Genomic DNA, 19,088 nt, shown 5'->3' with positions numbered 1-19,088 from the left:
GATCAGGCGGCGGGCGTGGAGGTGGGCGCCGACAGCATCTCGTCGGGTGCGGCCGCATTGCGCTGCGCCGAGGTCGCGAGGAAGTAGCCGTAGGCCAGCGCCATCAGCACGAGGAACAGCAGGGTGAGCATCGGGTTGAACCACACCATCGCGCCGAGGCACACCAGGCCCAGGCCCAGCGCGATGGCGGGAAACACCGGGTAGAAGGGCGCGCGGTAGCTGCGCGGCAGCGCGGGCTCGGTGCGGCGCAGCCTGAACAGCGCGGCCATCGAGACCAGGTACATCACGATCGCGCCGAGCACGGCCATGGTCACGATGTTGGCCGTGAGCGTCTGGCCGCCGAACTGCACCCACTCGTCGCTGAAGATCGCCACCACGCCGACGACGCCGCCGGCCAGCAGCGCGCGGTGCGGCGTGTCGAAGCGCGGGCTCAGGCCCGCGAAGTAGCGCGGCAGGTAGCCCGCGCGCGCCAGCGCGAAGATCTGGCGCGAGTAGCCCATGATGATCCCGTGGAAGGAGGCGATCAGGCCGAACAGGCCGATCCACACCAGCATGTGCAGCCAGCCGCTGTTGTCGCCCACCACGGCCTTCATGGCCTGCGGCAGCGGGTCGTTGATGTTGGCGAGCTTGCGCCAGTCGCCCACGCCGCCCGCGAAGATCATCACGCCGAAGGCCAGCACCACCAGCGTGACGATGCCGGTGGTATAGGCGATCGGGATCGTGCGGTGCGGATCGCGCGCTTCCTCGGCCGCCATGGCCGCGCCCTCGATCGCGAGGAAGAACCAGATCGCGAACGGGATCGAGGCGAAGATGCCCGCGATGGCCGCGCCGTTGAGCACGCTGCCGCCGGCCCAGCCGTTGGCCACGAAGTTGGCCATCGACCATCCCGGTGTGACCACGCCCATGAACACCAGCAGCTCGAAGATCGCGAGCACGGTGACGAACAGCTCGAAGGCCGCGGCGATGCCGATGCCGATCCAGTTGAGGCCGATGAAGATCACGTAGGCGCCGAGCGCGAACCACTTCGGGTTGATGCCCGGGAACTGCACGTTGAGATACGCGCCGATCGCCAGCGCGATGGCTGGCGGCGCGAACACGAACTCGATCAGCGTGGCGAAGCCGGCCACGAAGCCGCCATGCGGGCCGAAGGCGCGGCGCGCGTAGGCGAAGGGGCCGCCGGCGTGCGGGATGGCGGTCGAGAGTTCGGTGAAGCTGAAGATGAAGGTGGTGTACATCGTGGCCACCAGCACCGTGGCGACCAGGAAGCCCAGCGTGCCGGCGGTGTTCCAGCCGTAGCTCCAACCAAAGTACTCGCCCGAGATCACGAGGCCGACCGCGATGCCCCAGAGCTGCAGGGGACCGAGCACTTTCTTCAGGTGGCCGCTGCCGCCGGGGGAGGGCGCCGCGGGCGTGGCTTCGGTGGAAGGCATGGGAGTTCCTCTCTCGGGGGATGTTGACAGTACCCCCGCCGCGAAGCAAGGGCCGTTCCATCGCCGGCTTCGGCGCTTCATGCGCGCTGGCCATAATCGGCCCTTTCCCACCATTCCCTCGAGGTATTCCGTGAAGTCCCTGTTCTGTGCCGCTCTCGTGTCCTTCTGCGCCGTGTCCGCCGCGTGGGCCCAGTCCGCGCCCGTCACCACGGCCAGCGGCCTGATCTACCAGTCGCTCAAGGAAGGCACGGGCGCCTCGCCGGCCGCGACCGACGTGGTCAAGGTGCACTACCGCGGCACCTTCCCCGATTCGGGCAAGGAGTTCGACAGCTCCTACAAGCGCAACGAGCCCACCGAGTTCCCGCTCAACGGCGTGATCCCGTGCTGGACCGAGGGCGTGCAGAAGATGAAGCCGGGCGGCAAGGCCAAGCTGACCTGCCCGCCGTCGATCGCCTACGGTTCGCGCGGCGCGGGCGGCGTGATTCCGCCCAATGCCACGCTGAACTTCGAGATCGAACTGATCTCGGTGACCAAGCGCTGAGCTTCAGATCTGCGCCATGCCGCCGTCGACGAAGAGTTCGGTGGCGTTCACGAAACTGCTGTCGTCCGAGGCCAGGAACACCACGGCCTTGGCGATCTCGTCGGGCGTGCCGACGCGGCCCAGCGGAATGGTCTGGGCCTGCGATTCGATGAAGCCCTCGACCTGTTCGGGCGTGAGGCCCAGCAGCTCGTAGGCCGGGGTCGGCACCACGCCCGGGCTCACCGCGTTGACGCGGATGCCGGCGTCCTTCAGGTCCACGGCCCAGCTGCGCGCGAAGCTGCGCACCGCGGCCTTGGTCGCGCTGTAGACGCTGAAGGCCGGCGTGCCCTTGATGCTGGTGATCGAGGCGTTCAGCACGATCGACGAGCCCTTGCCCATCAGCGGCAGCGCCTTCTGCACGGTGAACAGCAGGCCGCGCACGTTGATGCCGAAGGTCTTGTCGAAGTGCTCCTCGGTGATCTGGCCCAGCGGCACCAGGCTGCCGCCGCCCGCGTTGGCGAACAGCACGTCGAGCCGGCCCTTCTGCGCGCGGATGGTGTCGTAGAGGCGATCGAGGTCGTCGAGCTTCGAGACGTCGCCGAGCACGCCCGTGACGTTGCGGCCGATGGCTTTCACGGCCGCGTCGAGCTCGGCCTGGCGGCGGCCGGTGATGAAGACGTGGGCGCCTTCGGCCACGAAGCGCTGCGCGGTGGCCAGGCCGATGCCGCTGGTGCCGCCGGTGACGAGGGCGATCTTTCCATCGAGCTTGAGCGAAGAGGTGGACATGACTTCTTTCCTTGGGTGGTGCCGCGAGGCGGCGTTGACGATGGAAGGAAGTTTGGGCGCGACCCCCGTGCCGACCAAGACGCCGCGCGCCACTTGTTTATTCACGAATCACTAATAATCGGCCGATGGACCAGATCGCCGCCATGCGCGTCTTCGCCCGTGTGGTCGAGGCCGGCACCTTCACGCGCGCCGCCGACTCGCTGCAGATGCCCAAGCCGACCGTGACGAAGATGGTGCAGCAGCTCGAGACCCATCTGCGCGTGAAACTGCTGCAGCGCACGACCCGGCGCGTGACGGTCACGCCCGAGGGCGCGGCCTACTACGAGCGCACCGCGCGCGTGCTGGCCGAGCTCGAGGACATCGAGTCGGACCTCACGAACGCGCAGGCCAATCCGCGCGGGCGACTGCGCGTGGACGTCGGCTCTTCGCTGGCCAACATGATCCTGATCCCGCAACTGCCGGCCTTCCATGCGCGCTATCCCGAGATCGAACTCGAGATCGGCGTGGGCGACCGGCCCGTGAACCTGGTCGGCGATGCGGTGGACTGCGTGATCCGCGCCGGCCCGCTCGACGACCAGACGCTGGTGGCGCGCCGCATCGCGACCATGCCCTTCGTGACCTGCGCCACGCCCGGCTACCTCGAACGCCATGGCGTGCCGAAGACCCCGGCCGACATCGGCGACGGCCGGCATCGCGTGGTGGGCTACTTCTCTTCGCTGAGCAACCGGCCGGTGCCGCTGCGCTACGGCCGCGGCGAGGACCGCATCGAGATCCACGGCCACACCGTGGTGGGCGTGAACGAGAGCACCGCGCACCTGAGCGCGATGCTCACGGGCATGGGCCTGGCGCAGACCTTCGACCTGATGGCCGCGCCGTATCTCGCGAGCGGTGCCTTGGTCGAGGTGCTGCAGGGCTTTGCGCCCGAGCCCTATCCGCTGCACGTGGTGTACCCGACCAACCGGCACCTGAGCGCCAAGCTGCGCGTGTTCGTCGACTGGGCGGTGGAGCTGTTCGCGCCCTACGACAGGCAGCGCAAGCCGCGCTGAAGGAAGCCCGTCGGCCTCAGCCGGGCTGGTACTGGTACAGCCAGGTCTCGGTCAGTGTCTGGTCGCCGTTCTTCAGGAACAGGCGCATGTCGACCGGCTCGTTGCCCTCGGCCGTGAAGTCGAACTGCGCGCGCCAGTGGCCGGTGACGCCGTTGGGCACCGCCTCCGCGAAGATGTAGGAGAACTTGCCGCGCGAGGCCGTGAGCACCAGCTCGGGCTTGACGCCGAACGGGATGTTGGCGAGCGGCGCGCCGATGAACTCGACCATGAACTTGCGCACGCCCGGCGGCCGCGGCTGGCCCGGCTGGCCGCCGCGCCCGATGCGCGTGGCCACGCAGCGCGCCAGCGGCGAGGGATAGGGCTCCTGGTCGGTCCAGTGCAGCCGGTACTTGAGGTTGTAGCTGGCGCCGGCCTTGGCATCGGCCTTGGGCACCCAGAAGGCGACGATGTTGTCGTGGATCTCGTCGTCGGTCGGGATCTCGATCAGCTGCACCGAGCCCTCGCCCCAGTCGCCCAGCGGCTCGACCCACAGGCTCGGGCGCTTCTCGTAGTACACGCCGTCCTGGAAGTGGTCGAAGGCGCGGTCGCGCTGCAGCAGGCCGAAGCCCTTGGGACCCGTGTCTGCGAAGGCCGAGGCGCGGGTCTGCGTCGGGTTGTTGAGCGGGCGCCAGATGCGCTCGCCCGCGCCGTTCCAGATCGCGAGGCCGTCGGAGTCGTGCACCTCGGGGCGCCAGTCGATCGCGGTGGGCTTGGCGGTCTCGGAGTACCAGTACATCGAGGTCAGCGGCACCAGGCCCAGGCGCGCCACGTCGCGGCGCAGGAACAGGCGCGAGTCGATGTCCATGATCACGGCCTTGCCGCGCTGCATCACGAACTTGAACACGCCGGTGATGCTCGGTCCCTCGAGCAGCGCATAGACCGTCATCGAGTTCGTGTTGCCGGCCGCGGGCGTCTCGAAATAGAAGCGCGTGAAGGCCGGGAATTCCTCGGGCCGGTCGGGCACGGCCACCTCGAGCGCGATGCCGCGCGCCGACAGGCCGTACTGGAACAGCTCGCCGATGGCGCGGAAGTACGAGGCGCCGAGGAAGGCGACCCAGTCGTTCTTCTGCCAGTCGAGCTTGGCCTGGTCGCCCAGGCGGCTTTCCTGCAGGCGGAAGCCCGCGAAGCCGGCGCCCTCGGGCAGCGCGCGCGCGGGGCTGTCGGCGGGCATCGAGAAGTAGGAGGGGCTGTAGAGCACCTCGCGCGCGAAGCCGTCGCCGTCGGAGCTCTCGAGCACGTGCATGCGCACCGGCGTCTGGAAGAAACGGCCGAGGTGGAAGAAGGTGACCGGGAAGGCGCCAGGCCCGTCGCGGAACAGGGCGTTGGCGGGGTCGAACTTGAGCTTGCCGTGCGCGTCGTAGTCGATCTTCTCGAGCACCTGCGGCGCGATCGGCGCCGGTGCCGCGTAGGGCCGGCCGGCCAGCGACTTGGCCTCGGCGACCAGGTTGTCGAACGAGAAGGGCCTCGGCTGGCTCAGCTGCAGCCCGCTGGCGGCCAGCGCTTCGGCGGGCAGCCCGAGGGCGGCGAGGGTGGCGGCGGCGCTGCCGGCGGCAAGGAAGGATCGGCGATCAAGCATGTTTTCTTGAGGGTTGCGATTTCTCTGGCGAGTTCGGGTGAACTCCGGGAGACGGACGAAGGAGGGAACGCACTGGCGCGGTGGCCGGCGCGGCGCCTGTCGGGCGAGCCGGACGATCCTAATGCAGCGCGGAACTCCTTCGTCGCAGGCGCCGGCCTGTGCGGGAGGGCACGGGTTCGGCGGGCGGGACGAGTCTGGAGCTTGCCGCGGCGACGGCCTGCGGCGCGTCAGCCATTCCGCGCAAACGCCATCGGACAAGGCCGGCGATGCGGCGAAATTGTGCGTTTGTGTATCGAGCCGGGTTCAGCCCACGGCGTGCAGCGCATACACCGCGTACATCGGCACGCCGAAGAAGGCGCCGATCGCGCGCGACAGCATGCCGTGCGGAAAGCCATAGCCCGCCATCACCTCGTGGGTGCCCGCGAGCCGCAGCCGCGGATGCGCGCGTGCCAGCTCGGCCGGCCGGCGCAGGCCCCAGCGGAACTGCGCGCCCGTGGGCCGCACCGAGGGATGCCGGTGCGCGCGGCCGGTGGCGAGCCAGCACATGGCATCGAAGGCCAGCACCGAACCCGCGGGCGCGCGCTCGCCGAAGGTGGCGAACACGGCCTCGACCTGCGCGGGCTCGAGGTACATCAACACCCCCTCGGAGAACAGGAACACCGGCGGCCCGTCGCGCACGGGCAGGTCGAGGCCGTCCCACCAGTCGGGAGCCGTGAGGTCGAGCGGCCGCACCTCGTGGCGTGGCTCGTCGTCGGCCAGCAGCGCGCGGCGCACCGCGAGCACTTCGGGCAGGTCGGCATCGGTCATGCGCGCCTTGCCGTCGTCGAGCCATTGGAAGTAGTGGCTCAGGCCGCAGCCGAGGTTGACCACGTGGCCGCCGGTATGCGCCTGCAGGAAGTCGCGCGCGAGCGCGCGGAAGCAGCGCGTGCGCGCCAGCACGCCATAGACCGTGGCGCGGTCGCGCGGCAGCGGCGGGGCCTGGTCCTCGAGCATGGCCAGCAGGCGCGCCGCGCTCGCATCGCCGATCGCCATGCGCGGAAACATCGCATCGCCGAAGGCGCGCGCGGCCAGCGGGATGCGCAGCGTCGAGGGCACGGCCGAAAGGCCGGAAGCGGACAGGGCGGCGTCGGAGGGCATGCGGGGACTGGAAGTGAGGGCGGGGGCGAAGTCTCTCGCCTGCTGAAGAGACGGGCAAGGGCGCGCGCTGTTCGGTCGCGGCGGAAATTGGTCGTTCGCCGTATCCATACATGCACAGTGATGGATCGCATACGAATAGAGCTATTGGATTCGAATGAATTCGCTATGTAAGAATAAACATATCGAAAAACATGGAGACGAGGTGGATATGAAACATTGGTCCGCGGGCGTGGTGTCCGGTCTGGTGGCGGTCGTGGTCGCCGGTTGCGGCGGTGGTGGCGATGGCGGGGTGTTCCTGCCGGTGGTGCCGCCGCCCGCGCCCGCGCCGCCTTCTCCTCCACCGCCGCCGCCCCCCGCGCCGCCGGCGCCCACGGTCAAGCTCGAAGGCGCCATCGACCGTCCCGCCGACTACGCCGAGGCCGACCTGGCCGCGCGCGCCGCCCTCACGCAGACCGTGAACTTCAACAGCGGCAGCACGCCACAGACCCGCACCTACACCGGCACCAGCCTCTGGTCGCTGCTGTCCGACGCGGGCCTGCAGGCCGACGCCGCGCACAAGAACGACCTGCTGAGCCGCCACGTGCTGGCCACCGGCGCCGACGGTTACCGGGTGGTGTTCGCGCTCGGCGAGCTGAGCCCCGACTTCGGCAACAAGCCCGCGATCGTGGCCTATGCCGAGACCACCGGCGCCGGCTCGGGGCCGCTGGCCGCGGCCGACGGGCCGTTCCGCGTCACCGCGCCGGGCGACATCAAGGGCGGGCGCTATGTCTCGCAGCTCGTGCGGCTGCGGGTGCAGCCCTCGGCCGCCACCGCCGCCGGCACGGGCGGCGGCGTGTCGACGAGCTTCGCGGTGTCGGGCGCGGTCAGCACGCCGCTGAGCTTCGACCTCAAGGCGCTGCAGGCGATGGTGCCGGTCACGCAGACCGTGGGCGCCAACGTCTACACCGGCGTGAGCCTGTGGACGCTGCTCAACGGCCTGGGCCTGCGCCTGCCTGCGGGAAAGAACCCCAGCCTGTCGATGTATGCCGTGGCCACCGGCAGCGACGGCTATCGCGCCGCGGTCTCGCTCGGCGAGATCGATCCGGGCTTCGGCAACAAGGGTGCGATCGTCGCCTACGACATGAACGGCGCGGGGCTCGGTGCCAACGGCGTCGCGCGCCTGGTGGTGCCGGGCGAGGTCAAGCAGGGCCGCTCGGTGTCGAACCTGGTGGCGATCGAGGTGTTCGCGGCGGACACGCCCTGAACTGCGGGTCGACGCGCGGCCGTCTCAGCCGGGCCGGCCGCGCGCGTTCACGTAGGCCCAGGCCTCGAGGCCGGAGGCCAGCCGCACCCGTTCGCGCCGGTAGTCCTCGACCTCGCAGGCATCGGACTGCGTGAGCTCGGCCGGCGTGATCGCGAACACCGCGCCGTCCACGCAATCCTCCGCGCGGCCGGTGGGCGCGATGATCGGATGGTGGCTCTTGCCGCTGGTCGCGAGCACCGCCGGGTCGCGGATCGCGAGCCGCTCCAGGCGGTAGCCGGGCAACTGGTCGAGCTGGCCCGCGAGCAACCGGCCGAAGGTCGCCAGTTGCACCGATTGGAGCTGCAGCGTGCCGTAGGAGAACAGGCGCTCGGTGGCGCCGTGGTCCGTGCTCATGGCGACGAGCGTCCCGCGTCGCCGGCATGCGGCAACAGCTGCTCGCGCGGCGGCGCCCAGGCCGACCAGACCTCGCCGGGCAGCGCGTGATCGCGCGCGGGCGGTGCCTCGGCCACGCTGCCGAGGCTCACGAAGCCCGCGAGGAATTCCTCGGGACGCACGCCGAGCTCGCTGGCCAGCACCGGATCGAAGCAGCGCTCGCCGCTCAGCACGATCGCGCCGAAGCCCAGTTGATGCGCGGCATTGAGCAGGTTGCCGAGCGCGGCGCCGGCGGCCAGCCATTGCTCGCGCGCGGGCACCTTGCTGCGCGCGCGCGGCACGACCACGAAGGCCAGCAGCGCGGGTGGGCGTGTCGCATGCTCGCGCGCGCGGCGCCGGTCGGAGGCCGAGGCCAGCGGATCGCGGTGCAGCTTCTCGGCCTCGAAGCGATCGGCCAGCGCGGCGCGCTGCGCCTCGCGGAACTCGATCACGCGCCACGGATGCAGCCCGCCATGGTCGGGCGCGCGCAGTGCCGCCTGCAGCATCGCATCGATGTGCTCGGCCGTGGGCGCGGGCGGGCGCAGCCGCTTGGGCGAGACCGAGCGGCGCTCGAGCAGCGGCGCCAATGCGGCCTCGGTGCGCGAGGCCTGGAGTTCGTGGCGCAGCGCTTCGCTCTGCGCGAGAAAGCCGCGTGCCCAGGCCAGCACCCGTTCGCCCTGCGGCGTGAAGCCCTCGAAGCGCTGGCCGCGTTCGGCCGGCGGCGCCGAGGTGCGCAGCAGCGCATGGCCGTACTCGGCTTCGAGCGCCTGGAGGGCCTGCGCGAGCTCGGCCGGCGACATGCGGCTGGCCTGCGCCGCGCGGCCCAGGTGGCGCTCGTCGGCGAGCGCGAGCAGGCCGTGGAGAGGGGTGGTGCTGATCATGGGGAACACGGGACGTGAAAAGGGCGGGAGATTCGCGAGCGGATTCGCTATATTTTAAAAAGCATAGCGAAAGCCATGGCGGGAGCGGGACATCGCCAGGCTCAGCCGCCCGGTCGCCGGCCGCGCTCGCGTGCCAGGTGCCGGTAGACGGTGCTGCGATGGATGCCGAGCCGGTGCGCGGCCTCGGCCACGTCGTGCCCGCAGTCCTGCAGCGCCTGCGCGATCGCCTGCCGCGTGATCGCCACGAGCGGCGGCGGGCCGCCGAAGCCGGGGCTCGTGGTGTCCGGGACGGGGGCGGCCGGCATGCCGGGCATCGCGCGCAGGTTCGCCGGCAGCGCGTCGAGGCCGATCGCATCGCCGGGCTCGGCCAGCGCCACGAGCGAGCGCAGCACGCTGCGCAGCTCGCGCACGTTGCCGGGCCAGGGGCAGGCCGCGAGCGCCTCGAGCGCCTCGTCCTCGAGCCGCAGCCCACGCGCGGCCGCACCCGATTCGAGGAACAGCCGCGCGATCAGCGCATGCCGGTCGGCGCGCTCGCGCAGCGGCGGCAGCGCCACGGTGAAGCCGGCCACGCGGTACATCAGGTCGGCGCGAAAACGCCCGGCCGCCACCAGCGCCGGCAGGTCGCCGTGCGTGGCGCAGGCCAGGTCGAAATCCACCGCCACGCCCTGGCCGCCGCCCAGCGGGCGCACCGTGCGTTCCTCGAGCACGCGCAACAGCCGCGTCTGCAGCGCCAGCGGCATCTCGGCGATCTCGTCGAGGAACAGCATGCCGCCATGCGCCTCGCGGATGCGGCCCGGCGCGCCGCGGCGGCGGGCGCCGGTGAAGGCGCCGTCCTCGTAGCCGAACAGCTCGGCCTCGATCAGGGTCTCGGGCAGCGAGGCGCAGTCGACCGCGACGAAGGGCCCGGCGCTGCGCCGGCTCGCCGCATGCAGCCGGCGCGCGAACACCTCCTTGCCGCTGCCGGTCTCGCCGTTGACCAGCACCGGCACGCCCTGGTTCAGCACCCGCACCGCGCGCTCGAGCAGCGGCTGCACGTCGTCGGGCGGCGGCGCGGCGGCCGAGTCCTCGGGCGTCCATTGGCGCCGCGCGCCGCGCGACAGCGTTTCGCCGGGCCGGGCCGAGCGCTCGAGCACGGTCGCGATCTGGCGTCCGCCCGGCAGCGTGAGCAGGCTGCGGCGGCGCTCCATGCGCGCCCAGTCGCGGCCGAGGAAGGTGGCGGCGTCGAGGTCGAGCAGCTCCTGCCACGAGTGCCCGAACAGTTCGAGCGCCACGTGGTTGGCCGCGGCGATGCGGCCGTCGACGATCACCATCAGGCCTTCGCGCGCGGTGCCGATCAGCGAGGGCCGCGGATGGAAGCGCAGCAGGTGGCCGCTGGCCTCGCTGAGCATCATGCGGTGGCCGACCTGCTGCGCCGCCATGCGCACCAGCCCGAGCGCATGGCTGTTGACGCGCACCGTCTCGCCCGAGATGTCGAGCGCGCCCGCCACCTCGCCGCGGCCGGTGAAGATCGGCGCCGCCGCGCAGCCCAGCGTGCCGTTGCGCGCCAGGTAGTGCTCGCCGCCGAGCACCATCAGCGCCTCGCGCTCGGCCAGCGCGGTGCCGATGGCATTGGTGCCGCGCTGGTGTTCCGACCAGCCGGCGCCGGGCCGCAGCGCGAGGCGCTCGGCCTTGGGCAGGAAGTCGGGGCTGCCGATCTCGTCGAGGATCAGGCCGCTGGCGTCCGACAGCACCACCACGCAACCGTTGCCGGTGGCGTGCTCGGCCAGGCCGTCGAGCTCGGGCTGGGCGCAGTCGAGCAGCCGCATCGCCTGTTCGCGCCGCTCGCGCAGCAGCGCCACCGCCATCGGCTCGCACTCGCCGCCGCGCGGATCGACCGGCAGGCTGCGGCGCCACGAGCGCGAGATGTGCGGCGCGATCCAGGGCTCGGGGTCGCGGCCCTGCACGAAGAAGAGCTCCCGGGCCTGTTCCACCTGCGACGAGGGCGATTGCGAGTCGGTCATCCACGGCTCCAGTCGGTTCGGGGTGCGAGCCGGTTCGCCCGGTTCGCCTTTCGCGACATGCTAGCCGTCATGTTCGCGTGGATATGTCGCAGATTGCGAAAGAAAACCCTTGCGACACGGCGGCGCCCTGGAGGGGCACCTTCGGGATTTCACCGAGGCCGGCGGGTACGGGCCTTGCAGACCTTCGTGCGGGACGCCGCATGTCGCGGCGCCTGCAACACACATGGAGACACGCATGGACATGCTCGAACCGGGCAAATTCGGTACCGCGGTGCCGTTCAAGAAGCGCTATGGCAACTACATCGGCGGCGAGTGGGTGGCGCCCGTGGACAACCAGTACTTCGAGAACATCACGCCGGTGACCGGCCAGGTCTTCTGCGAGGTGCCGCGCTCGAGCGCCGCCGACATCGACCGCGCCCTCGACGCCGCGCACAAGGCCAAGGCCGCCTGGGGCCGCACCTCGACCACCGAGCGCGCGAACATCCTCAACCGCATCGCCGACCGCATGCAGGAGAACCTGGCCGTGCTCGCGGCCGCCGAGACCTGGGACAACGGCAAGCCGATCCGCGAGACCACCGCGGCCGACCTGCCGCTGGCGATCGACCATTTCCGCTACTTCGCCGCGTGCATCCGCGCGCAGGAAGGCGGCATCAGCGAGATCGACCACGAGACCTTCGCCTACCATTTCCACGAGCCGATCGGCGTGGTCGGCCAGATCATCCCGTGGAACTTCCCGCTGCTGATGGCGGTGTGGAAGCTCGCGCCCGCGCTCGCGGCCGGCAACTGCGTGGTGATCAAGCCGGCCGAGCAGACGCCGGTGTCGATCCTGGTGCTGATGGAGATCGTCGGCGACCTGCTGCCGCCGGGCGTGCTCAACGTGGTCAACGGCTTCGGCGTGGAAGCCGGCAAGCCGCTGGCCTCGAGCAACCGCATCGGCAAGATCGCCTTCACGGGCGAAACCACCACCGGCCGGCTGATCTCGCAGTACGCGAGCCAGAACCTGATTCCCGTCACGCTCGAGCTCGGCGGCAAGTCGCCCAACATCTTCTTCGCCGACGTGCTCGACAAGGACGATGCCTTCTTCGACAAGGCGCTCGAGGGCTTCGCGATGTTCGCGCTCAACCAGGGCGAGGTCTGCACCTGCCCCTCGCGCGCGCTGATCCAGGAATCGATCTACGACCGCTTCATGGAGCGCGCGCTGAAGCGCGTGGCCGCGATCCGCCAGGGCAGCCCGCTCGAGATGGAGACCATGATCGGCGCGCAGGCCTCGAGCGAGCAGCTCGAGAAGATCCTGTCGTACCTCGACATCGGCCGGCAGGAAGGCGCGCAGGTGCTGATCGGCGGCGAGCGCAACACGCTCGCGGGCGACCTCAAGGACGGCTACTACGTGAAGCCGACCGTGTTCAAGGGCCACAACAAGATGCGCATCTTCCAGGAAGAGATCTTCGGCCCGGTGGTGTCGGTCACCACCTTCAAGGACGAGGAGGAGGCGCTGGCGATCGCCAACGACACGCTCTACGGCCTGGGCGCGGGCGTCTGGAGCCGCGACATGAACCGTGCCTTCCGCATGGGCCGCGGCATCCAGGCCGGGCGCGTGTGGACCAACTGCTACCACCAGTACCCGGCGCATGCGGCCTTCGGCGGCTACAAGCAGTCGGGCATCGGCCGCGAGAACCACCGCATGATGCTCGACCACTACCAGCAGACCAAGAACCTGCTGGTGAGCTACGGCGAGAACAAGCTCGGCTTCTTCTGATCCCCTTGCCGCAAGGCACGCCCCGCGCGGCCCGTGACGGGACGCGCGGGGCGTTCGTGCATCTTCGAAGGAAGGCTTTCCATGACACAAGAAGTCCTGCGCGTGACCGCGACCGACGCGGCGCTGGCGCTGATCGACAGGCTTGCCGCGAAGCACGGTGCGCTGATGTTCCACCAGTCGGGCGGCTGTTGCGACGGCAGCGCGCCCATGTGCTATGCCCAGGGCGAGTTCATCGTCGGCGACTACGACCGGCTGCTGGGCCACATCGGCGGCATGCCGTTCTATATCAGCGGCCCGCAGTTCGAGTACTGGCAGCACACGCAGCTGATCATCGACGTGGTGCCGGGGCGCGGCGGCATGTTCTCGCTCGAAGGGCCCGAGGGCGTGCGCTTCCTGACCCGCTCGCGGCTGTTCACCGACGAGGAATGGGCCGTGCTCGAGGCGCGCGAGCGCGACGGCGCCAAGGCCTGAGCCTTCCCGCGCTCCCGGGCGGAATCCGGGGCGAAAGCCCTGGCGCTTGGCTTTCGCTATGTTGCGTCGTATATTGCGGTGTCGTTTTCGCCAGACCGCGCCGTCGCGCGCCCCGCCGATGCAGCAGCCGCCTTTTCGTCTTCTCGCCGCCGCCGATGCCGCGCTCACGCGCGTCGATCGCGCGGATTCGCCGCTGCGCTATGCCGCGGTCGACTGCTGTGCCACGCCCGAGCCCGAGGCGCACGAGGCCGTCGCGGCCGGCCGCGCGCGGCTGGTGGACCTCGACCACCACCTCCATTGCTCGGTGATCGGCACCTGCCTGAGCACGGCCGAGCTGCGCAAGCTGATGGCGCGCTTCGCCGACGTGAAGGGCGCCAGCGACCTCGACATCCACCACGACGCGGTGCGGCAGACCTCGCACGACCCGCAGGTCGCGAAGGCGCTGCAGAAGGCGCTCGACCACCGGCATGCGCCGGCGCTGCAACGCGCCTCGAAGCTGGCCGACGCCGAGGCGCTGACCGCCTACTGGGACGAGTCGCTGCACCAGGGCGAGGTGCCCGGCGCCTACTGGGCCGTGCTGACGCACCGCAAGACCACGCCGGCGCTGCGCCAGCGCGTGTTCGGCGACGTCCACATGCTCTCGCACCTGGTCGGCGCGGCCAACCGTGCCGACATTCGCCGTCTCGTGGCGCTGGAGCGCGACAACGCGGAGTTGCGCGAGAAGCTCGACCGCCAGCAGCTGCGTTCGCAGGAACTGATGGAGGAGCGCGACCGGCAGATCGCGGCGCTGCGGCGCGAATTGATCGAGGCCGCGGCCGCCGCGGCGCCCGAACGGCAGGACCGCGTGGAGGAGAGCGACAGGGCCGAGAAGGCGGCCGCGCTGATCGCCCTGCAGACCGCGCGCCGCGAACGTGCCGAGCAGACCGCCGCCGCCGCGCAGGCCGAGGCCGCGCAGCTCGCCGAGACGTTGGAACACCTGCGCCGCCACACCCAGGCACTGGGCCGCGAGCTCGGCGCCGCCGAGCTGCAACTAAGGCTCAACGCGGACGACGGCGGGCGCAACGACCAGTCGGCGCAGCTCGATGCGCAGCTGCAGGGCCGCCGCATCCTCTACGTGGGCGGCCGGCCCAGCACCTATCCGGCGATCCGCGACCTGGTGCTGCGCCACGGCGGGGAATTCCGGCGCCACGGCGGCGGCCTCGAGGACCGTGCGGGCCTGCTGGCCGCGGCCGTCTCCTGGGCCCATGTGGTGGTGTTCCCGGTCGACTGCATCGACCACGAATCGGTGGACAACCTCAAGCGGCTGTGCACGCGCCAGCAGGTGCGCTATATGCCGCTGCGCAGCGCGGGCATCGGCTGCTTCGCCGCGGCCTTCTCGGGGCCGGCGGAAGGCGCGCAGGCGCAGGGCGAGGGCAGGGAGGACGGGCCGTCCGGCACGTCGCCGATCTGCCCGCGCCACGGCTGAGCCGGGCGCGCGCCTCGCCCCGATGTTCATCCGCCAGCTGAACTACGTCGTCGCGCTCGCGCGCGAACAGCACTTCGGCCGTGCCGCCGCCGCCTGCAACGTTTCGCAGCCCGCGCTCTCGGGGGCCATCCGCAGCATCGAGGAAGAACTCGGCGTGGTCATCGTGCAGCGCGGCCGGCGCTTCGAGGGCTTCACGGCCGACGGCGAGCGCGTGCTGGCCTGGGCGCGCCGCGTACTGGCCGACTGCGAGGGCCTGCGGCAGGGCGCGCGCGCCGGCGGCAACGACCCCGTGGGCGTGCTGCGCATGGGTGCGATCCCGGCCTCGCTGCCGCTGGTGCCGCGGCTCACGCAGGACTGCCTGCGCCGGCATCCGCGCCTCAAGCACGAGGTCTACACGCTGTCGGCCGCCGAGATCCTGCGCAAGATCGCCGACTTCGAGCTCGACATCGGCCTGAGCTACCTCGACGACGACCGGCTCGGCGCCTTCCAGACCTTGCCGGTGTTTCGCGAGCGCTATGTGCTGGTGGCGGCCGACGAGGCCATGTTCGAGGGTGCGGCCTCGATGTCGTGGTCGGATGCCGCGAGCCTGCCGCTGTGCCTGTTCACCACCAACATGCAGTGCCGCCGCGGCATGGACGCGGCCTTCGCCGCCGCCGGCGTGAAGGCCGTGCCGCAGGTCGAGACCGACTCGATGACGGTGCTCTACGCGCATGTGCGCCAGGCCGGCCTCTACGGCATCCTGCCGCACAGCGTGCTGTGCCTGGCCGAGGGCGCCGAGCAGTTGCGCTGGCGGCCGATGTCGCCGCAGCTGCAGCGCGACATCGGCCTGGTGGTGCTGGCGCAGCAGCCGCACGCGCCGGTGCTCGATGCCGCGCTGCGTAGCTTCCGCGACCTCGACTTGCAGGGCTGGGTCGACGGGCTGCTCGGCGCGCCCCTTACTTCCTGAAGCGCGCGGCCTCTTCCGAACCGCCGGTGGCATTGCCCGCGCTGTACGAATGCGCGCCCACGCCCGCGAGCTGGCCGCCCTGCACGATCAGGTACTCGTTGCGGATCGGCCGGTTCTCGAAGTAGCACTCGAGGATCTCGCGCGTGCCGGCCGCATAGCGCGACTGCGCCGACAGGCTGGTGCCCGAGATGTGCGGCGTCATGCCGTGGTGCGGCATCGTGCGCCACGGATGGTCGGCCGGCGCCGGCTGCGGGAACCACACGTCGCCCGCATAGCCCGCGAGCTGGCCGCTCTCGAGCGCCGAGGCGATCGCGTCGCGGTCGCACAGCTTGCCGCGCGCCGTGTTGATCAGGTAGGCGCCGCGCTTGAACTTCTTCAGGCTGTCGGCATTGATCATGTGCTCGGTCTCGGGATGCAGCGGGCAGTTCAGCGTCACCACGTCGCAGACCTGGGTCAGGCTCTCGAGGCTGGTGTGGTGCGTGAGGTTGAGCTCCTTCTCGACCGACTCCGGCAGGCGATGGCGGTCGAGGTAGTGCAGCTTCACGTCGAAGGGCCGCAGCAGCCGCAGCACGCGCAGCCCGATGCGCCCGGCGGCCACCGTGCCCACCTGCATGCCCTCGAGGTCATAGGAGCGCGCCACGCAGTCGGCGATGTTCCAGCCGCCTTTCACCACCCAGTTGTACGAGGGGATGTAGTTGCGCACCAGGCCCAGCGTCATCATCACCACGTGCTCGGCCACGCTGTTGCTGTTGCAGTAGGTGACCTCGGCGACCGTGATGCCGCGGTCGATGGCGGCCTGCAGGTCGGTGTGGTCCGAGCCGATGCCCGCGGTCACGATCATCTTGAGCTTGGGCGCCTTGGCGATGCGCTCGGCCGTCATGTAGGCGGGCCAGAAGGGCTGCGAGATCACGATCTCGGCGTCGTGCAGCTCGCGGTCGAGCACGCTTCCTTCGCCGTCCTTGCTCGAGGTGACCACGAGCTGATGGCCGTTGGCCTCGAGGTACTTGCGCAGGCCCAGCTCGCCCGAGACGCTGCCCAGCAGGGTGCCGGGCTGGAAGTCGATGCGCCGCGGCGTGGGCAGGGTCTGCCCGTCGGGATAGCGCTCCAGGTGCGGCAGGTCGTCGCGGGCATAGGTGGTGGGATAGCCCGTCACGGGGTCGTCGTAGAGCACGCAAACAATCTTGGCCAAAGTCATCTCCTGGTTGATGCGGCAGCACATCGCTGCACGGGAGAGATGGTTTCGCGAACGGCATGGCGGCGCCAATCGTTTGATCCGATGCGGCGATAGGCGAGGCTTATCGAAAGAACTGCGCGCTACCATGCCCCCGCGCTTCGGCGGCGCGCATCGCGACCGTCGAGGGCTTTCACATCCAACCAGGAGCACCCATGAAGATCAGCGCACGCAACGTCCTTTCGGGCAAGGTCATTTCCATCGTCCGCGGCCCCGTCAGCACCGAGGTCACGCTCGAGATCGCGCCCGGCGTCCAGGTCGTCTCGACCATCACCAGCAACTCGGCCGATTCGCTCAAGCTGGTGGAAGGCCAGACGGCCTATGCCGTGATCAAGGCCTCGAGCGTGATGGTGGGCACCGACTGAGGCGCGGCGCGTCAGGCGGGCGCGGCTGCCTGCGCCGCGGCGAACCAGGCCGCGGGCGCCGGTGACCATTGGCGATCGGGTTGCCGCTCGAGCAGGGCGCACGCCAGTGCCCCGAGGTCCGCATCGAAGACCTCGAGCGCCGCCTCGGCACCGCCGTCTTCGCGACGCGCGCTCGAGGCGAAGCGCGCGAAGGCGTTCCAGTCCCGGGCCAGCTGCTCGACCAGGATGCGGGCGAGTTCGTACGACAGCAGGTTGCCGTCGTCGGTCCGGAAGAAGGATTCGCCCGACCAGAACTGCTGGATCTGCGCCTCGCCCCAGAACGCGAGATGCTTGCGCCGCAATTCCTGCGGCGTGTGCATCGCGGGGCCGGCGCCCGCGAGCCGGCGCTCGGTGTTGACCGCGAGGCCTTCGTCGAGCCATCGGGGCAGGTCCAGGTGCGACAGGGCGTTGTGCGTCATCTCATGCGCGATCACGGGCTCGATGGCCGAGAGGTCGGCCCGCTTCGCGAGAAAGTGCGGGCAGCCCGCGTCGATGAACATGCCGCCGCTGAAGGCGAATTCGCCTTGCTCCGGGTAGTAGCCCGAAACGTAGCCGTAGTAGCTCTCCTCGTCGTCCACGACCAGCAGGATGCTCCTGTCGCCGGCTTCGAACAGGGCGATGCCGGCCAGGACCTGCTGGATCCGCTTGCGCGTGGCGACCACATAGGCCGCCGTGGCCGCCGCGACCACGGGCTCGAGCGAGGACAGCACCCAGGCCTGTTCCGATTCGTACAGATGGAAGTGGGGGCCCAGGGCATCCCGCAGATGCAGCAGCCATGCGCGCCGTCCCCGCGCGAGCGCTTCGCGTCGAAGGCCGGGATCGTCCTGCGAGGAGGCCCAGGCTTCGAGCGCTTGCCAATCCAGCAGCGGAAGACCCTGCGTCGTGTCCATGTTCGCGGACAGGGAGAACGCCGGCGCAGCGCCGACGGCAAGCTCGGCCGGTGCCGCTTCGGCGACGAAGCCGTGGGGCAGCGCGGCATCGTCCGCGTCCTTTCCCGCGCCTCGCGGCAATCTCGGCAAGTGGGTCCATGCGATCAGCGCACCCATGAAGGGAACGAGCCAGGCCATCGCGATCAGCAGATTCCGGCGCAGCGCGGTCTCATCGATGGCCCGGATGCGCCGCGTGATCCACGCGTTGAGCGCGAGCAGCGAGGCGAGGGTCGCGACGAGGAGGAGGGTGTCCATCGTCGAATTCTAGGGAGCGCGCCAGTGCCCAAAGTCATGGTCATGGGCCAAAAGATTTTTTGACATGTTATGTCGGCGGCCCTATAGTGAACCCACCGAGGCAAGAGCGCCTTCACGTCACTCAATCACCAGGAGGGGTATGCAAACGCTGCTGAATCAACTCGAGGGTCTGGACGTTCTGGCGGGGGCCGCGATGGGCGGCGTGACGGTGCAGCTGCAGCCGATCCCGGGCCAGACGCCCGTGATCCAGGTGAGCATCGAGGGCCGCGACGAGCTCCCGATCTTCGTGACGAGTTCCGACATGCAGATCATCTGCATCTGTTACCTGTGGACCGAGGCCGACGTCAAAGCCGAGCGGCGCACCGAGCTGCTGGAGTCCCTGCTCGACCTCAATCCCTCCGTGCCGTTGTCGTCCTTCGGACGCGTCGACGGCCGCTACGTGCTCACCGGTGCGCTCGGGCGCGATGCGCGCGTCGAGGACATCGCGCGCGAAGTCGCGGTGCTCAGCGACAACGCGCTCGATGCACTCGATGCGTTGTCCGAATTCCTGAACTAAGCGAGG

The 19,088-nt window shown here is 70.3% G+C and carries 18 protein-coding genes; 9 read left to right on the top strand and 9 right to left on the bottom strand.

The features are described from left to right. Positions 1 to 2: 2 nt before the first annotated feature. Positions 3 to 1,430, bottom strand: coding sequence for an ethanolamine permease (gene eat, locus AC07RV_RS21270; protein ID WP_296782076.1), 1,428 nt, complete (start codon positions 1,428 to 1,430; stop codon positions 3 to 5). 130 nt (positions 1,431 to 1,560) lie between these two features. On the opposite strand from eat, the gene AC07RV_RS21265 reads away from it, so the two are divergent. After that, positions 1,561 to 1,971, top strand: a complete 411-nt coding sequence (locus tag AC07RV_RS21265; RefSeq protein ID WP_057597061.1) for an FKBP-type peptidyl-prolyl cis-trans isomerase — start codon at positions 1,561 to 1,563, stop codon at positions 1,969 to 1,971. Between the two features lie 3 nt (positions 1,972 to 1,974). Here the strand turns inward: AC07RV_RS21265 and AC07RV_RS21260 are convergent, their stop codons facing one another. Further along, on the bottom strand, positions 1,975 to 2,736 hold the full coding sequence (locus tag AC07RV_RS21260) for a glucose 1-dehydrogenase (RefSeq protein ID WP_296782075.1): 762 nt from the start codon (positions 2,734 to 2,736) through the stop codon (positions 1,975 to 1,977). 125 nt (positions 2,737 to 2,861) lie between these two features. Between AC07RV_RS21260 and AC07RV_RS21255 the strand changes: the two genes are divergently transcribed. After that, a complete protein-coding gene (locus AC07RV_RS21255) occupies positions 2,862 to 3,782 on the top strand; it encodes a LysR family transcriptional regulator (RefSeq protein ID WP_208512778.1) in 921 nt (306 codons plus the stop codon). A 16-nt stretch (positions 3,783 to 3,798) separates the two neighbouring features. On the opposite strand, the gene AC07RV_RS21250 is transcribed toward AC07RV_RS21255, so the two are convergent. Beyond that, a complete protein-coding gene (locus AC07RV_RS21250) occupies positions 3,799 to 5,397 on the bottom strand; it encodes an OpgD/OpgG family glucan biosynthesis protein (protein ID WP_296782074.1) in 1,599 nt (532 codons plus the stop codon). Between the two features lie 303 nt (positions 5,398 to 5,700). Beyond that, positions 5,701 to 6,534, bottom strand: coding sequence for a class I SAM-dependent methyltransferase (locus tag AC07RV_RS21245; protein ID WP_296782073.1), 834 nt, complete (start codon positions 6,532 to 6,534; stop codon positions 5,701 to 5,703). Between the two features lie 208 nt (positions 6,535 to 6,742). On the opposite strand from AC07RV_RS21245, the gene AC07RV_RS21240 reads away from it, so the two are divergent. Beyond that, a complete protein-coding gene (locus AC07RV_RS21240; protein WP_296782072.1) occupies positions 6,743 to 7,777 on the top strand; it encodes a molybdopterin-binding protein in 1,035 nt (344 codons plus the stop codon). A gap of 24 nt (positions 7,778 to 7,801) precedes the next feature. Here the strand turns inward: AC07RV_RS21240 and AC07RV_RS21235 are convergent, their stop codons facing one another. The 3 genes from AC07RV_RS21235 to AC07RV_RS21225 form a co-directional block, all read right to left on the bottom strand. After that, positions 7,802 to 8,170, bottom strand: coding sequence for a gamma-glutamylcyclotransferase family protein (locus AC07RV_RS21235; RefSeq protein WP_296782071.1), 369 nt, complete (start codon positions 8,168 to 8,170; stop codon positions 7,802 to 7,804). Then, positions 8,167 to 9,069: a nitroreductase gene (locus tag AC07RV_RS21230; protein WP_296782070.1), complete on the bottom strand. Its 903-nt coding sequence runs from the start codon at positions 9,067 to 9,069 to the stop codon at positions 8,167 to 8,169. The genes AC07RV_RS21235 and AC07RV_RS21230 overlap by 4 nt, the downstream gene beginning before the upstream one ends. 101 nt (positions 9,070 to 9,170) lie before the next feature. Further along, complete coding sequence (locus AC07RV_RS21225) at positions 9,171 to 11,069, bottom strand: sigma-54-dependent Fis family transcriptional regulator (RefSeq protein WP_296782069.1); 1,899 nt, start codon at positions 11,067 to 11,069, stop codon at positions 9,171 to 9,173. A 235-nt stretch (positions 11,070 to 11,304) separates the two neighbouring features. On the opposite strand from AC07RV_RS21225, the gene adh reads away from it, so the two are divergent. The 4 genes from adh (at position 11,305) to AC07RV_RS21205 (ending at position 15,707) form a co-directional block, all read left to right on the top strand. Continuing rightward, positions 11,305 to 12,825, top strand: coding sequence for an aldehyde dehydrogenase (adh, locus tag AC07RV_RS21220; RefSeq protein ID WP_296782068.1), 1,521 nt, complete (start codon positions 11,305 to 11,307; stop codon positions 12,823 to 12,825). 81 nt (positions 12,826 to 12,906) lie between these two features. Next, entirely contained in the window at positions 12,907 to 13,296 is a 390-nt protein-coding gene (locus tag AC07RV_RS21215) for a DUF779 domain-containing protein (protein WP_296782067.1), read from the top strand. Between the two features lie 118 nt (positions 13,297 to 13,414). Then, positions 13,415 to 14,761, top strand: coding sequence for a DUF2325 domain-containing protein (locus tag AC07RV_RS21210; RefSeq protein WP_296782066.1), 1,347 nt, complete (start codon positions 13,415 to 13,417; stop codon positions 14,759 to 14,761). Between the two features lie 22 nt (positions 14,762 to 14,783). Continuing rightward, the gene (locus tag AC07RV_RS21205; protein WP_296782065.1) at positions 14,784 to 15,707 is read left to right on the top strand and encodes a LysR family transcriptional regulator; all 924 of its coding nucleotides are present in this window, start codon (positions 14,784 to 14,786) and stop codon (positions 15,705 to 15,707) included. Here the strand turns inward: AC07RV_RS21205 and AC07RV_RS21200 are convergent. Then, positions 15,697 to 16,896 (bottom strand): NAD-dependent formate dehydrogenase, encoded by a 1,200-nt coding sequence (locus AC07RV_RS21200; RefSeq protein ID WP_296782064.1) that lies wholly within the window; start codon positions 16,894 to 16,896, stop codon positions 15,697 to 15,699. The two genes, AC07RV_RS21205 and AC07RV_RS21200, sit on opposite strands and share 11 nt — an antisense overlap. A 197-nt stretch (positions 16,897 to 17,093) precedes the next feature. On the opposite strand from AC07RV_RS21200, the gene AC07RV_RS21195 reads away from it, so the two are divergent. Beyond that, entirely contained in the window at positions 17,094 to 17,303 is a 210-nt protein-coding gene (locus AC07RV_RS21195; RefSeq protein ID WP_093344803.1) for a TOBE domain-containing protein, read from the top strand. Between the two features lie 11 nt (positions 17,304 to 17,314). Here AC07RV_RS21195 and AC07RV_RS21190 read toward each other — a convergent pair whose 3' ends face one another. Next, on the bottom strand, positions 17,315 to 18,526 hold the full coding sequence (locus AC07RV_RS21190; protein WP_296782063.1) for a hypothetical protein: 1,212 nt from the start codon (positions 18,524 to 18,526) through the stop codon (positions 17,315 to 17,317). A 139-nt stretch (positions 18,527 to 18,665) separates the two neighbouring features. On the opposite strand from AC07RV_RS21190, the gene AC07RV_RS21185 reads away from it, so the two are divergent. After that, positions 18,666 to 19,082: a YjfI family protein gene (locus AC07RV_RS21185; protein WP_093344797.1), complete on the top strand. Its 417-nt coding sequence runs from the start codon at positions 18,666 to 18,668 to the stop codon at positions 19,080 to 19,082. Positions 19,083 to 19,088 lie beyond the last annotated feature (6 nt).

Source organism: Variovorax sp. GW821-FHT09B01 (assembly GCF_059418345.1).
Note: the sequence above shows the minus strand (reverse complement) of the source record. Positions and strands in the feature narration are given on the sequence as shown.